Raw genomic sequence first — 12,957 nt, forward strand, 5'->3', positions numbered from 1 at the left:
GTTCGATTGGCGTCGGGCTGGTATTTAAATTTATTCTGCGTCATAGCCCGTTGTGGTCCCGGGAATGATTCTGAATTTCCGATAGATTAGATTTTGTAGATTTCTATTGTATAACGGTTACCCTCCTTCCTTCAACTTTGAATTTCACATCGTTCGAATAGCTGAGCATATTCAGCACTTCGCTGATATTTTTATGAAGCGAAATGTTTCCATTAAACCGCTCACCAGATATTTTACCGGCATACACCACTTCAATATCGTACCAACGACTGATTTTTCCCATTACCTCTTCAATGGGCTCATTTCTGAAACGGAAATAACCATTTTTCCAGGCCATTACATTTTTAATGTCTGCGGGCGAAATTTCGATACCCTGCCCATCCTGTACTGTCGATTGCTCTCCAGGCTTAATGATTTTTATCTGTTTTCCTTGATTGGACACCTGCACGCTTCCTTCAATAAGTGTAGTTACTGCTTTGCGATGATCAGGATAGCTATTCACATTAAAATGCGTACCCAATACCTTTACCTCCTGAAGATTAGTTTTTACAATAAAAGGATGTGTTTTATCTTTTGCGATTTGAAAATAGGCTTCACCGGTAAGTTCCACTTCACGAAATTTCGCCGATGCAAATGATGCCGGGAATTTGATCGATGAGGATGCATTCAGCCATACTTCACTTTGATCTGGCAAACGAAGGCGGTAAGTTTCACCTCTGGCAGTTGATAAAGTATGCAGGTGTATCTTATCGGTATCTTTACACTCTGTTGCAGTATAAATGAGTTGCCCCTCAGCAGTTTTACTGATGATGATTCCTGCTTCACCGGCCAGCTGGCCATTATTGACAGCAGACAAGACTATCTTTTTGCCATTATCTAAGGTGAGGGTAGCAGCACTTTTGCCAGGAGAAATATCGTTCACAATAACATTGACGAGATTTTGTGGCTGCCGCTGATATTTGTTATAAATTACGCTGATGGCTATGATGAATAAAACTGCAGCAGCTGCAATGCTGAACCAAAGTTTACGTCGCCTAGCCCTCGGCTTTACAACCTCTGCTGGCTCAATCTGCGCTTTCAATTCAGCCCACTTTTTATCCGTATCAGAAAAAGAGTAGGCTTTTAGTGCGTCAGCAGATTCTTCCCTGATGGCACGAAGTTCCGCTAGCAATAGCTGTTCATCGGCATTCAGAGAATCTGACAACTGTTCATCTGCTTCCAGTTTGTCTAAAATCTTATTCCAGTCGGGAGTAAAATTGCTGAAATCTTTATCCATATTACAACACTGTCGTAGATGCATAGATAATGGGTGACAGCAAATCGAAAAATTTCTATTTTTTTTCCAAAATAAATTTAAAAATACCCTGAAAATGAACAAAAGCAGCACAAAACAGAATTAAATGATTCCGAAGTGCAGAATACGCCCTACTTAATTGTGTTTTGACCGTATTAATGGAAATACTTTGCCTTTTAGCGATTTGGGAATAGCTCATTTTATCTATCGCATGCATGATAAAGATATTTTGCCTGTTTTCCGGAAGTTTCTGAACCAATTCTACAATTTTTAGGTAACGCCGGTGTCTGATTTCATTAAATTCCGTCTCATCAACGTCTTCTTGCCCCTCTTCCAAGATGTTAAGCATCGAATTTCTCTTTTCGGTTGCTGCACTTTTACGTATGAAATCGATGCATTTATATTTTACAGCCCGGCGCGCATAGGCTTCAAAACCTGTGGTCAGTTGAATGGTATGACGCCTCTGCCAGAAGTCTAAAAAAAAGTCCTGCACCATATCTTCTGCTGTAAACTGATCATGAACATATTCCATAGCCACAGCACATAGAAATTGATGATTGCTGCGAAACATCAATTCAAATTGGTCGATATTAAGTGTTTTACTTTCCTCTCCTTCCATTAACTAAAATTTAATGAGCAACATAGTTAGCTAAAAGCAACGAATTTACGAAATGATTATTCCATCAAAAAAGGCTGTGCTTTATTTATGGCTGGCATTGCCTTCCATCTTCTTTTATCGGGATGATATTAAAAAAATAAATCAGGCAAAAAGAAAATAGCAAGTCGAATTCAAGCAGTATTTAACATGGAAGGAAATAGTTTCCGGTTTATCAGTGTGACATTTCAAAATAACTTTTTGAAAATCAATATAAACAGACTGGTTTTGAAAAACACACTTGAATCAAATTTTTTAAACTTTTCTGAAACTTTCTTACCTGATCTGCGTTTATACCCAAGATACTATTATTCGCCTTCGACTTCGATCGCCGTGACCGTATTGGCATCACTTTAAATCGATAACGATGGAAAAATATATACTTATAATTGAGGATGACGAGGATATTAGTGAGGTATTTCAGGTGATCTTTGAAATGGCAGGTTATCATACTACGGTACTCACCGTTGCGCCTGATCCTGAATTTATTCATAAACAAAACTTTCGTTTGATTATAATGGATATCAGGCTCGTAGGATCCAGGTATAATGGCAATGAGTTATGCCGAATTTTCAAGTTGCGATATCCGGATAATAAAACACCTGTTCTATTGATGTCGGCTGAGTCGAACGGAGATATTTTAGCAAGAGAGTGTGGAGCAGATGGCTTCATGAATAAACCTTTCGATGTTGATGATCTCCTGGCGCGCGCTTCTGAAATGATGGTTTAGATGTATGCTTTTTCACATTGTTATCACGATTCCTGCCGCCTTAGTTAATATTCGGAAGCGCCTTTTCAAGCACTGAGAAATCAAATAACGGTGTCCAAGACGCCAACATATTTGTTATTTCGGTTTTAAACAGCATTTTTAATGAGAATAATATTTACAGCATAAAGAATAATGCCTAGTTAGGTATCTTAACGTATATAGTTGATGATGCATCATAAGCATCAAGTGAAAGTGTTAGGGTGTCGTGGTTAATCGTAAAGTAATTTTTAGTTTCACTTTCTCTACCGTCAAATAAAATTTGTTTCTCCTGCCTTCCGGTAATCATAGATGTGAATGCTTTTATCGAATAGCTTCCTGTCTTTACCACTTTACCATCTTCTCTCTTTTCATATTCCTTATCGGTAAATATAAATGTATTTCCTTTTCCGGAGGCCACAACTTTTTTTGTTCCTGTCAAGCCATCTATGGCTGCTTTCAATTCCCATTTACCGGCAAGCGGGCTAATATTAGAAGGCTGTTTTTTACAGGAGATTACCATTAACAAGGCGAGAGTGATAACTAATAGATTTTTCATAACCAGTTTTAATTAATGTGTAAATATTTTTATGCCGGATGATACAATTGTGTTCGATAAGCACAGTGTAGATGATCGAAAAACAAAATGCACGAATTCCCGCTTTTAACTACATAAACTAAAAAACAAGTTTAAACGCTACAATATTGGACTCGACAAAGAGTTTGAGTTCGATGTACATCAGCACATCAATGATTAAATCAATCCTACACTTTCAAATTTTGCTGAAAAAACACAAAGTGGTATTCAATAGATTTCCTCCAATAATCCGTATCATGGTTTCCGGGTTGTGAGATAAATGTTATAGGGATTTTAAGCCGATCGGCCAATGATTTGAGTTCTAAAGTAGCGGAGAATAAAATATCTTCCGTTCCGCAATCCAGTAAAAACGGTTTCTTTACCGGATAATTCTTTATCAGTTCAGAGATGCTATAGCGATTCCAATTATGGTTCATATGGTTTCCGAGCAGTCGTTCGAGGTCATCAGTAAGCCTCTTATTACCGAAAAACTGTAAGCTAGCTGTTTTAAGATTATCAAAATCTAATGCCAAAGCTCCGCTTGTACTTCCTGCCGTGTTAAAATAATCATGGTGCATTATAAAATACCTTAAAGCACCGTAACCGCCCATACTAAGCCCACTGATAAAAATGTTTCTCCTGTCAATGTTAAAGGAATGATGAACCTTAATCACCAGTTCTTCAAAAAAGAAGTCTTCATACCTTGACCGCTTATCAAACGGACTGTTAACATACCATGACACAAATCCGTCTGGCGTAACAATAATAAAATCATACTGGTCAGCCAGTTTTTGCAGATCAGTTGTTTTTGACCATTGCTGGTAATTTTCACTGTATCCATGAAGCAGATAAACTAACGGATATTGCTTAGCTTGCCTATATGTTTTAGGTTTGAAAACCAATACGGTGTCGGATTTTGCCAGATACTTTGATTTCAGAATCCACTTTTCCTGTGCCTGTACAGCAACTGATGTAAATAGCCCAATCATAATCACTATTGCCTTGATCATATTCTGTATTTTTGTTGTAACAAATTTCTAAAAGCATTTTTGCGTTGACAATAACGAACAAAATTGTGAGTGACTTAAAGAGATCATTATGCGTAAAAAAAATTCGACCAATGCTGTTAATGAGCAATTTTTGTTTCAGGTCTGTGAATTAAATTCAGCTCTAGCAATGATCAGCGGACGCTGGAAATCGCAAATTGTGTACTCCATTTCCCAGGGGAATAACCGCTTCCATCTGCTTAAAAAAGAATTACCTCATATTTCTGAACAGGTATTAGGCAGACAGCTCAAAGAACTTGAAAAGCATGCTATTATCATCAAAAAAGAAATCCCGGGTACAGTCCCTATTGGAATTGAATATATTTTAACCGGCAAGGGGAAAGATTTGGTACCCATCCTCAAAACCTTGTGTGATTGGGGAAAAAGCTATGCCGAAGCCAGAAAAATAACAATTTAAGGCATTAAGCTGCCAATTAACGGGTCGAGAAAAAACTGATATAGATCCAAAGCCCTGCATAAAATAACAGTGCGATGCCGAAAAGTATAGCCATTACCAGCCCCATTTGTTTCCAAAAACTCATTTTCTTTTTTTCTACTCCAAACTCATCCGGAAAGTAGCTGCCCTTAATTAATGCTGCTGCAACTGTGACCATGATGATGACAATAACCCAGCGTATCCGATGAATCATATCTTTAAAATGAAGCCAGCGCGCAACTGTTTTTTCGGCAAGCGTGTTGTTCACAGCGGTTACATATTCTCCCATATCTGAATCACCTATTTTCATATCAAGCTGCTTTTTATCCTTTAGATAAAAAAAAGCATATGGCCTTGCTTCCATTTTTATTACATTTCCATTCCTTAATATGGTTACTTCGGTGTGGTCAAAACCTAGTTTGCGTTTAAATACTTTGCGTACCTGGATTACCTTTACTTGCACAATGGCCTGATCTTTAACGGTCGCACTCCAAAGCAGTTTGCTTTGTATAACCATGTACTCAGTTGCAAAAGTTAACAGAACACCATATGCCAGCAGATAGCCTAAGAAACCATACCATTTGGCCTTTTCTACAAATCCGGTTCTTAATGCAGCATATATTGCAACCGGGGAAACACCAATTGCCACCCATTTTACCAGGCCGGACAATACTTTGATTTCGGTCATTTCAAACGTCAAACGGGAGGCCAGGTAGATAAATAGCCAGATACTGAAGTAGGTAATAATGACCGTAGTTTCCAATTTGCTGAGTTTATGTTCCATGTAGTTCAGTTCCTGTAAGGGTATTGATTAGTGGTTTATGGGACATCCAATATCCTTATTAATAACAATTCACAGACCAGCATTTAGGAAAAATAATAAAATTCAACCTCTTTTTTTAAGATTCGGTGTATACTTTATAAATGCGAAGATAAATTAATATTATTTGTTCCAATTGGAAGATGGATCACCATATTTTCTTTTTAGATGATAGTACCTGAATAACAAGCCGTCGTACCATAAGGCGCCAAGCAGTAAAAGAACAGGCAGTAAGAGTATCTTCAACTGAAAATGCCAATATCCGAATCCACCGAGCATTCCGCCTAAAAAGAATCCACCAATGATCATTATTTTTAGAAAAATGCTTTTGTGAAGTGCTTTACGTACACCATTTTCTTTATAAAATAATAATTGAGAAAGGGCTATCCCGAGATCTGTAAAAAGTCCAGTTAAATGTGTTGTCCTTACCACCGACTGCGATACTTTTGTTACGAGTGCGTTCTGAAGACCCATTGCAAACAACAAAGCGGAAGCTATTATAGCCTGGTTCGAATTACCTGAAGCCGGAAATATGATTGATCCTATACTTATGGAGAAGATGATCGCAATCTCTAAAGATATGGGAATAATGTAAGATTTGTGAGATTTGTATTTTGACGCATATTCTATAATGACACCTGAGACAAAAGCCCCTGATAAAAAAAACAGAATATAACAAAGAAAGGTGAAAGCTGTACTATAATGGTTAAGGAGCAGCTGTTCCGCGAAAAAGGCAAAATGTCCGGTCAGATTAGTGGTTAAAGTATGTACCGACAAAACTCCCGAGATATTCACAATCCCCGCCACCGTAGATAATATGGAGGCTAGCTTTAAGTTATGGGCGTATGTTCGCCCTTTCCCTTTGTGTCTGAACATTGGATTTTTTCTTCGAATTTACGAATTCAAACATAACTGTATATGCAATATCATTTTCAAAAAGGTATTGCGACTCATCAATGTATGGGGCTAAATCGTCTTATTCCAGCGTCATCCGCAGAACACTATCTTTTTCCGATGCTTCTCCAAAGTTTTAACTTGTGAGAGGAACTGATTACACCGGTTACAAAGACCGTCATTTCTTTTTCTACAGACCAATCTGTAATTTAGTACGGATGTTATAGTTATTCTGATAGCAAGGATAGGGTAAGATATTTATTTATAGGATACAATTTACATCAATATTGTTCAGCAATGGGTGTTCAAATTATCTGATTGATCAGATTACTTCTCGAATCTTGTAGTTTTAAATTATACCATATTTAATCAATGAACGCGGCAACAAATCATTTAGAATATCTGTCTCTTAAACCCGCTTATGCACTTACGGATTTCGTGGAAAGCATCTGGATGATGAAGTATTATGCGGATGAGGCAGCAGAAAGCATCATTGTTCCGGATGGAAAAATAGATGTAGCCCTGCTGGCGGTGAAAAACGGCAGTTTTGAGATGTTTATATCTGGTATATTTACCGGTCCGATCATCAAACCGCCATTTCCTAAATCAACGATGTTTGTCATCAGTTTTCACCCCGTAGCAGCGGAATATATTTTTAAACAGTCTTTTGCAGATTTAAAAAACGCGAGGAAGAAACTTACCGCCGGTTATTGGGGATTTTGCAAAGATGATCTTGTGGATTTTGATCAATTTTACAGAAAAGCCTGCGAAATTATTGCTGTACAACTTGAAAAGGAAATCGATGGACGAAAAAAGAAATTGTTTGAGTTGATTTATCTATCAAAGGGAACTACTACAGTAAAAGAACTGTCAGAACAAGTGGGGTGGAGCAGCAGGCAGATAAACCGATATTTCAACAATTGGCTAGGGGTATCATTAAAATCATATCTCAACATCATCCGTTTTTCAAATTCACTGAAACAGCTGAAAAACGGTGATTTCTATCCTGAACTGAATTATGGAGATCAGTCTCATTTTATCCGCGAGGTAAAGAAATTCTCAGGCGTAAAACCTACAATTTTAAATAAAAACAAAAACGACCGATTTATTCAATTGAGCATGATGCCTGAAGATTAATTTTGTTTGGTGAATCAAACAGGAAATACGATGAGTTTAAATCATATCAATTTGGTGGTGAAAGACGTAGATAAAGCCGTAAGCTTATTTGCAGGCTATTTAGGATTTAATTTAATAACAAACCGCAACAGTAAAATGGCAGTACTGGAAAACACCCGTCATTTTGTAATGGTTATTGGGGACAGGTACTAAACAAGAAAAGCGATATGCCGGAATACCCGGAAAATTTCCATATCGGATTTTATCAGGAGGATCAGGAAGCTATTTGGGATATTTATGGCAAACTAAAGGAGAAAGAGGGTCTGCGATTGGAAGCAGAACCTAAACAGATCAGAAATACGTTTGGGTTCTATTTTTATTTTGAAAATCTCATGATAGAGATCAGTTTGAATCCATTCAAAGAAAACGTTAATTAACTTAATAACCATCAGGCGAGCTTATTTTTTTGCCGCCGGGTGTTTAAATTATACCCTTAATGGCTGCATATTATAATTATCAGACTTTGGAAAAAGCTCTTATGCGCTGTGCGATCCGGATCAAGAAGTAGTTACGGCAAAAAAAACCGGGATTTAAAATGTTGAAATTCTAAATCCCGGTTAGTACCCGGAGCCGGAGTCGAACCGGCACGGTTTCCCACAGGTGTTTGAGACCAGCGCGTCTACCAATTCCGCCATCCGGGCATTCGTGTTGGACGGGGTTGCAAATGTAGAAATTGAAAATTAAAATCCAAAAATTATTTTTAATTAATTCTTAACTCATTTATTGTACGCCATTTATATTTTCAGGACGCTCATCTTTTAGCTTTCGATCTACAATAAATGGAGCAAATGGCAACAAGGAAGCCAAAAAAATTAAAGCTGCTTTACCAAACTTCCATTTCTGCTCCTGCCAGGCTAAAACCAATGTAGCGGCATATAACACAAATAATAAGCCATGGGCCCACCCTGTATATTTTACATACAAAGGAAGGTTGGCAAAGTATTTTAAAGGCATCGCTACGAATAATAAAAGCAGGTACGATATTCCTTCTGCTACGGCCACTTTACGAAAAATGGAAAGGGAACTGTTCATTGATCTGATTGTTTGCTCCGAAAGTATAACAAAGCCTTTGTCTAACCAAAACTAAAAAATGATTTTACAATAGAGTGTTTTAAAAGGTGGAAGGTTTTAGGTGGAAGGTTTAGGGTTTAGGCGATCGCAATTACAAAACTCGGTTAAGTATCCACTCTATCCCTATTAATCACAGAGGGCAACGAGCGCAAACACAAAGAACATGGCGTTTCTCATTGAGTTATGGCAACATATTATCGGACTTCGGACATCCGACTTTTCCAACCCATCGCGTTTTTTACCACAGAGCGTACCGAGTGAAGGCGCAGAGAACGCGGAGCCGCTCATCAGCCTATTACAACATATCTTCGGACTTCGGACCCCCGACATCCGACTTTTCCAACCCATCTCGTTTTTTTTACCACAGAGCGCACCGAGTGAAGGCGCAGAGAACGCGGAGCCCCTCATCAGCCTATTAAAACATATCTTCGGACTTCGGACCCCCGACATCCGACTTTTCCAACCCATTATTGTTTTTTACCACAGAGCGCACCGAGTGAAGGCGCAGAGAACGCGGAGCCCCTCATCAGCCTATTACAACATGTCTTCGGACTTCGGACATCCGACTTTTCCAACCCATCGCGTTTTTTACCACAGAGCGCAACGAGTGAAGGCGCAGAGAACGCCGAGCTCCTCATCAGCCTATTACAACATATCTTCGGACTTCGGCCCCCCGACATCCGACTTTTCCAACCCATCTTGTTTTTTACCACAGCGCGCACCGAGTGAAGGCGCAAAGCGCACGGAGGTATCATTCAGTTATGACGAAATATCTTCTGACTCCGGACCTCAGACCTCCGACTCAAAACTAATCTTCCCCTTCTATATAACTATGATTAAGCCAATTTCTCTCTGATGCGGTCGATATACTTCTGACGATAAAAATTATCCTTTATAGCAGGTAACAAAGCCTCAGAGTCTTTTGGGTTACTGTCGAATTGCTTCGTCAGATCCTGTAACTCGCTAGTTAAATCCCTTTCTATGGCCTCAACATCAAGTTTTACCTGCGCACTCTTTTCTGCATCGGGCTCAAACTCCAGATCCATTAAAGCCTCATTGATATCCATCATTTCCATCAAGAAAGATTGTGGCAGCTGATAGGCTTCATCAGCTTCTACAATACCTTTCAGTTCCAATACATATTTTAATCGTTTCTTAGCATTGCTTAGCGTCTGGTAAGCTTTATTGTTCAATGTCGACAGATCCAGTACTTCCTGCTGCTTTTCTTCGCTTTCATTGGCGTAAAAATCGGGATGAAACTGCTTGCTAAGCGCATAAAATTTGGCTTTTACTGCATCTTGATCTGGATAAAACTGAACCGGTAATTCGTAAAAATCGAAATAATTAGTATCTGATGCTGCTACACTCATGATGTATGTTAAATTAAAAAACCGCAGATGTACTGATCAGCTTTATGATCTGCACATCTGCGGCAATAATATAAATTTGGTTTTACTTACCGAAAGACTTTAAAATATCATTGCCAAAGGCAAACACCATTAAACAGATCAGGATAACAAAACCCACAATCTGAGCCCTTTCAAGTACCTTTTCGCTTACAGGCTTACGCTGTACCATTTCGATCAAAAGGAAAACCACATGACCTCCGTCTAAGCCTGGGATAGGTAATAAATTCATAAATGCCAAAGCCATGGAGATCAAGCCTGTAAGCGTCCAGAATTTAACCCAGTCGAAAGTACTGCCATATACCTTGGCAATACCAATCGGACTGCTGATATTACGCGCGCTCAATTTGCCGGTAATCATTTTTCCGATACCTTTCGCGTTGTCTACAAAAGTACTCCAGGCCATATTGGCGCCTACAGGAAGCGATTCGATAAAGCCAAAATCTACATGTGCAGTTTCAGGCATTTTCAGGTTCGGGATAATTCCGATCGTTCCCTCTTTACTCACCTTAAGATTGAATGTAATTTCTTTCCCCTTCCGCAAGGCTTTAACTGTAATAGGTTTTGACTTATTTGCAGAAACCTCTTCTTTAAACTGATCGAAAAAAGTGATCTGTTTGCCATTAACCGATAAAATACTATCACCAGGTTTAATGCCAGCTGTATAAGCCGGATATACCGGTTTCTCGAACTTTTTGCCAAATAGATTACCAAAAAATGATGGCCTATCTGCATTTTCATCAGGTGCACTTACCTTTCCCACACGCTCCATAACATATCGTGGAGAGATAAAATTTTCTTTGTCGTTTTTTGATATTTTATTCAGAATGGTATCCGGCACCGAAACATAAAGCGTTTTATTGTCTCTTAAAATAGTTAATTGTGCTCCATCAAACAAGACTTTGCTGGATATCGCATCTTCAAAGCGGATTAGTTTATTGCCATTGATGGCCAAAATCCTGTCTCCGTTTTTCAAACCGATTTCCTTGCCGATTATCCCTACAGAAATACCATCATTGAGTTTACTGTTAACGGTATAATTTTGCCCGATGTTGAAGGTTAACATCCAGAAGATGAAAATACCAACAATAACATTAACAATAATCCCCCCTAGCATGACGATTAAACGTTGCCAGGCTGGTTTAGACCGGAATTCCCAGGGCTGTGCAGGTTGTGCCATTTGCTCGGTATCCATACTTTCATCAATCATCCCTGCAATCTTCACATAACCGCCAAGTGGCAACCATCCCACCCCATATTCAACATCGCCTTTTTTGAAGCTAAAAAGTTTGAAACCCCAGGCATCAAAAAATAAATAAAACTTTTCTACTTTAATACCAAATGCCCTGGCTGCCAAGAAATGTCCTAATTCGTGTAATATTACCAATAAAGACAATCCGAGCAGCAGTTGCCCCGCCATAATCAATCCGTTCATATTCTCTTATAAAATTTTATGTTAGATGTTAAACTTTACTTTTTGTTACCAATCTGCCGGCTAAGATACGGCTATGTTTGTCAGTTTCTAAAAAATCATTCAATTGTGGTTTTTCAACAAAACCGATTTCTTCCATACACTGTTCGATCACCTCACTCATCTGCAAGAAACCAATTTTATCTTCCAAAAATGCCGCAACCACAATTTCGTTCGCTGCATTTAAAATACAGGGCATGTTTCCTCCCCTCCGTAAAGCACTAAATGCAAGGTCCAGATTTCTGAATGTTACAAGATCTGCCTTTTCGAAACTGAAAGTCGGGTAATCTAAGAAGTTAAAACGTTTAAAATTGTTTTTTAGCCTATCGGGATAATTTAAAGCATATTGGATCGGCAGTTTCATATCCGGAACACCCAGCTGGGCCTTCATAGAACCATCGGTAAACTGAACAATGGAGTGAATGATCGATTGAGGATGAACAATCACATCAATCTGATCTACCTCCAGGTTAAATAACCATTTGGCCTCGATTACCTCCAAACCTTTATTCATTAAAGACGCCGAATCGATCGTTATTTTTGCCCCCATTACCCAGTTGGGGTGTTTTAATGCCTGCTCTTTTTTTATGGTTGATAAGAAATCTTTTGTTTTGCCTAAAAATGGTCCGCCCGATGCCGTTAAATAAATTTTCTCAATCTCATTTTGCTCCTCGCCGACCAGACATTGAAATATGGCAGAGTGCTCGGAATCAACCGGTAAAATTTTCACCTGGTGTTCAGTGGCCAGTTGCGTAATCAGTTCGCCTGCAACAACCAAAGTTTCTTTGTTGGCCAAAGCAATGTTTTTTCCCGCTTTTATCGCGGCAATAGTTGGTTTTAGTCCCACCGAGCCCATTAATGCGGTAAGTACCACATCGCTATCAGTGTAGGCCGCAGCTTCTGATAAAGCAGTTTCGCCAGCCAAAACTTTTATATCAAGTCCAAACAAGGCCGCTTTAACTTCGTTGTATTTGCTTTCATCACAGATTACCACCATTTCCGGCTTAAATTCCTTCGCTTGTTGAATAAGTAATGTAGCATTCTTCAGTGCAGATAACACAGCCACCTTAAAAACTCCGGGATGGTCCCTAACCACTTCCAGTGCTTGTGTACCTATACTTCCTGTTGAACCTAATATGGTTATTCTTTTCAAATCGTTTTAATATCGTTACAGTCACCGTGGTTCGTGTCCTAAAGAACCATGGCGATCAGTTATTCTTTTCAAATTATTTAATACCTGCTTAAATCAATTAAGCTTTATTCTATTTCCGCCATGGTTTGTGTCCTCATGAACCATTATAGTTTCGTTTCGTGACGACACGAACCGAGGCGGTATTTATTCATTTTATCAACGCCTATTTCTGTC

15 protein-coding genes and 1 tRNA gene are annotated in these 12,957 nt (G+C 38.8%); 5 read left to right on the top strand and 11 right to left on the bottom strand.

What is annotated here, in order from left to right; genetic code table 11:
• Window positions 1-103: 103 nt before the first annotated feature.
• Window positions 104-1,276, bottom strand: a complete 1,173-nt coding sequence (locus tag QZ738_RS16440) for a FecR domain-containing protein (protein WP_293788823.1) — start codon at window positions 1,274-1,276, stop codon at window positions 104-106.
• A 55-nt stretch (window positions 1,277-1,331) separates the two neighbouring features.
• Window positions 1,332-1,913 carry an RNA polymerase sigma-70 factor gene (locus QZ738_RS16445; RefSeq protein ID WP_293788824.1) on the bottom strand — a complete coding sequence of 194 codons (582 nt, stop codon included), beginning with the start codon at window positions 1,911-1,913 and terminating at the stop codon, window positions 1,332-1,334.
• Window positions 1,914-2,316: 403 nt separating this feature from the next.
• On the opposite strand from QZ738_RS16445, the gene QZ738_RS16450 reads away from it, so the two are divergent.
• A complete protein-coding gene (locus tag QZ738_RS16450) occupies window positions 2,317-2,679 on the top strand; it encodes a response regulator (RefSeq protein WP_293788825.1) in 363 nt (120 codons plus the stop codon).
• A gap of 175 nt (window positions 2,680-2,854) precedes the next feature.
• Here QZ738_RS16450 and QZ738_RS16455 read toward each other — a convergent pair whose 3' ends face one another.
• Both QZ738_RS16455 and QZ738_RS16460 read right to left on the bottom strand, forming a co-directional pair.
• On the bottom strand, window positions 2,855-3,253 hold the full coding sequence (locus tag QZ738_RS16455) for a hypothetical protein (RefSeq protein ID WP_293788826.1): 399 nt from the start codon (window positions 3,251-3,253) through the stop codon (window positions 2,855-2,857).
• 206 nt (window positions 3,254-3,459) lie between these two features.
• The gene (locus QZ738_RS16460; RefSeq protein WP_293788827.1) at window positions 3,460-4,281 is read right to left on the bottom strand and encodes an alpha/beta hydrolase family protein; all 822 of its coding nucleotides are present in this window, start codon (window positions 4,279-4,281) and stop codon (window positions 3,460-3,462) included.
• A gap of 88 nt (window positions 4,282-4,369) precedes the next feature.
• Between QZ738_RS16460 and QZ738_RS16465 the strand changes: the two genes are divergently transcribed.
• Window positions 4,370-4,735, top strand: coding sequence for a helix-turn-helix domain-containing protein (locus tag QZ738_RS16465; protein WP_293788828.1), 366 nt, complete (start codon window positions 4,370-4,372; stop codon window positions 4,733-4,735).
• Window positions 4,736-4,751: 16 nt separating this feature from the next.
• On the opposite strand, the gene QZ738_RS16470 is transcribed toward QZ738_RS16465, so the two are convergent.
• Both QZ738_RS16470 and QZ738_RS16475 read right to left on the bottom strand, forming a co-directional pair.
• On the bottom strand, window positions 4,752-5,537 hold the full coding sequence (locus tag QZ738_RS16470) for a hypothetical protein (protein WP_293788829.1): 786 nt from the start codon (window positions 5,535-5,537) through the stop codon (window positions 4,752-4,754).
• 159 nt (window positions 5,538-5,696) lie between these two features.
• Window positions 5,697-6,449 carry a YoaK family protein gene (locus tag QZ738_RS16475; RefSeq protein ID WP_293788830.1) on the bottom strand — a complete coding sequence of 251 codons (753 nt, stop codon included), beginning with the start codon at window positions 6,447-6,449 and terminating at the stop codon, window positions 5,697-5,699.
• A gap of 390 nt (window positions 6,450-6,839) precedes the next feature.
• Here QZ738_RS16475 and QZ738_RS16480 point away from each other — a divergent pair, with 390 nt between their 5' ends.
• The 3 genes from QZ738_RS16480 to QZ738_RS16490 are packed head-to-tail and all read left to right on the top strand — an operon-like array spanning window position 6,840 to window position 8,020.
• The gene (locus tag QZ738_RS16480) at window positions 6,840-7,604 is read left to right on the top strand and encodes an AraC family transcriptional regulator (protein ID WP_293788831.1); all 765 of its coding nucleotides are present in this window, start codon (window positions 6,840-6,842) and stop codon (window positions 7,602-7,604) included.
• A 30-nt stretch (window positions 7,605-7,634) separates the two neighbouring features.
• Window positions 7,635-7,796 (top strand): VOC family protein, encoded by a 162-nt coding sequence (locus QZ738_RS16485; protein ID WP_293788832.1) that lies wholly within the window; start codon window positions 7,635-7,637, stop codon window positions 7,794-7,796.
• Between the two features lie 14 nt (window positions 7,797-7,810).
• Window positions 7,811-8,020 carry a hypothetical protein gene (locus tag QZ738_RS16490; RefSeq protein ID WP_293788833.1) on the top strand — a complete coding sequence of 70 codons (210 nt, stop codon included), beginning with the start codon at window positions 7,811-7,813 and terminating at the stop codon, window positions 8,018-8,020.
• A 184-nt stretch (window positions 8,021-8,204) separates the two neighbouring features.
• On the opposite strand, the gene QZ738_RS16495 is transcribed toward QZ738_RS16490, so the two are convergent.
• The 5 genes from QZ738_RS16495 to QZ738_RS16515 form a co-directional block, all read right to left on the bottom strand.
• Window positions 8,205-8,284, bottom strand: a tRNA-Leu gene (locus QZ738_RS16495).
• A 79-nt stretch (window positions 8,285-8,363) separates the two neighbouring features.
• Window positions 8,364-8,675: a DUF3817 domain-containing protein gene (locus QZ738_RS16500; RefSeq protein ID WP_293788834.1), complete on the bottom strand. Its 312-nt coding sequence runs from the start codon at window positions 8,673-8,675 to the stop codon at window positions 8,364-8,366.
• A gap of 875 nt (window positions 8,676-9,550) precedes the next feature.
• Window positions 9,551-10,084: an iron-sulfur cluster co-chaperone HscB C-terminal domain-containing protein gene (locus QZ738_RS16505; protein ID WP_293788835.1), complete on the bottom strand. Its 534-nt coding sequence runs from the start codon at window positions 10,082-10,084 to the stop codon at window positions 9,551-9,553.
• Between the two features lie 82 nt (window positions 10,085-10,166).
• On the bottom strand, window positions 10,167-11,555 hold the full coding sequence (locus QZ738_RS16510; RefSeq protein WP_293788836.1) for a site-2 protease family protein: 1,389 nt from the start codon (window positions 11,553-11,555) through the stop codon (window positions 10,167-10,169).
• Between the two features lie 28 nt (window positions 11,556-11,583).
• Entirely contained in the window at window positions 11,584-12,744 is a 1,161-nt protein-coding gene (locus QZ738_RS16515) for a 1-deoxy-D-xylulose-5-phosphate reductoisomerase (protein WP_293788837.1), read from the bottom strand.
• Window positions 12,745-12,957: the final 213 nt, after the last annotated feature.

Origin of the sequence: uncultured Pedobacter sp. (genome assembly GCF_913776295.1) — a bacterium.
GTDB lineage: Bacteria > Bacteroidota > Bacteroidia > Sphingobacteriales > Sphingobacteriaceae > Pedobacter.

Excerpts from the sequence above, each read along its gene's own strand:
- QZ738_RS16440 (WP_293788823.1), bottom strand. The coding sequence starts at position 1,276 with ATGGATAAAGATTTCAGCAATTTTACTCCCGACTGGAATAAGATTTTA.
- QZ738_RS16445 (WP_293788824.1), bottom strand. The coding sequence starts at position 1,913 with ATGGAAGGAGAGGAAAGTAAAACACTTAATATCGACCAATTTGAATTG.
- QZ738_RS16450 (WP_293788825.1), top strand. The coding sequence starts at position 2,317 with ATGGAAAAATATATACTTATAATTGAGGATGACGAGGATATTAGTGAG.
- QZ738_RS16455 (WP_293788826.1), bottom strand. The coding sequence starts at position 3,253 with ATGAAAAATCTATTAGTTATCACTCTCGCCTTGTTAATGGTAATCTCC.
- QZ738_RS16460 (WP_293788827.1), bottom strand. The coding sequence starts at position 4,281 with ATGATCAAGGCAATAGTGATTATGATTGGGCTATTTACATCAGTTGCT.
- QZ738_RS16465 (WP_293788828.1), top strand. The coding sequence starts at position 4,370 with ATGCGTAAAAAAAATTCGACCAATGCTGTTAATGAGCAATTTTTGTTT.
- QZ738_RS16470 (WP_293788829.1), bottom strand. The coding sequence starts at position 5,537 with ATGGAACATAAACTCAGCAAATTGGAAACTACGGTCATTATTACCTAC.
- QZ738_RS16475 (WP_293788830.1), bottom strand. The coding sequence starts at position 6,449 with ATGTTCAGACACAAAGGGAAAGGGCGAACATACGCCCATAACTTAAAG.
- QZ738_RS16480 (WP_293788831.1), top strand. The coding sequence starts at position 6,840 with ATGAACGCGGCAACAAATCATTTAGAATATCTGTCTCTTAAACCCGCT.
- QZ738_RS16485 (WP_293788832.1), top strand. The coding sequence starts at position 7,635 with ATGAGTTTAAATCATATCAATTTGGTGGTGAAAGACGTAGATAAAGCC.
- QZ738_RS16490 (WP_293788833.1), top strand. The coding sequence starts at position 7,811 with ATGCCGGAATACCCGGAAAATTTCCATATCGGATTTTATCAGGAGGAT.
- QZ738_RS16500 (WP_293788834.1), bottom strand. The coding sequence starts at position 8,675 with ATGAACAGTTCCCTTTCCATTTTTCGTAAAGTGGCCGTAGCAGAAGGA.
- QZ738_RS16505 (WP_293788835.1), bottom strand. The coding sequence starts at position 10,084 with ATGAGTGTAGCAGCATCAGATACTAATTATTTCGATTTTTACGAATTA.
- QZ738_RS16510 (WP_293788836.1), bottom strand. The coding sequence starts at position 11,555 with ATGAACGGATTGATTATGGCGGGGCAACTGCTGCTCGGATTGTCTTTA.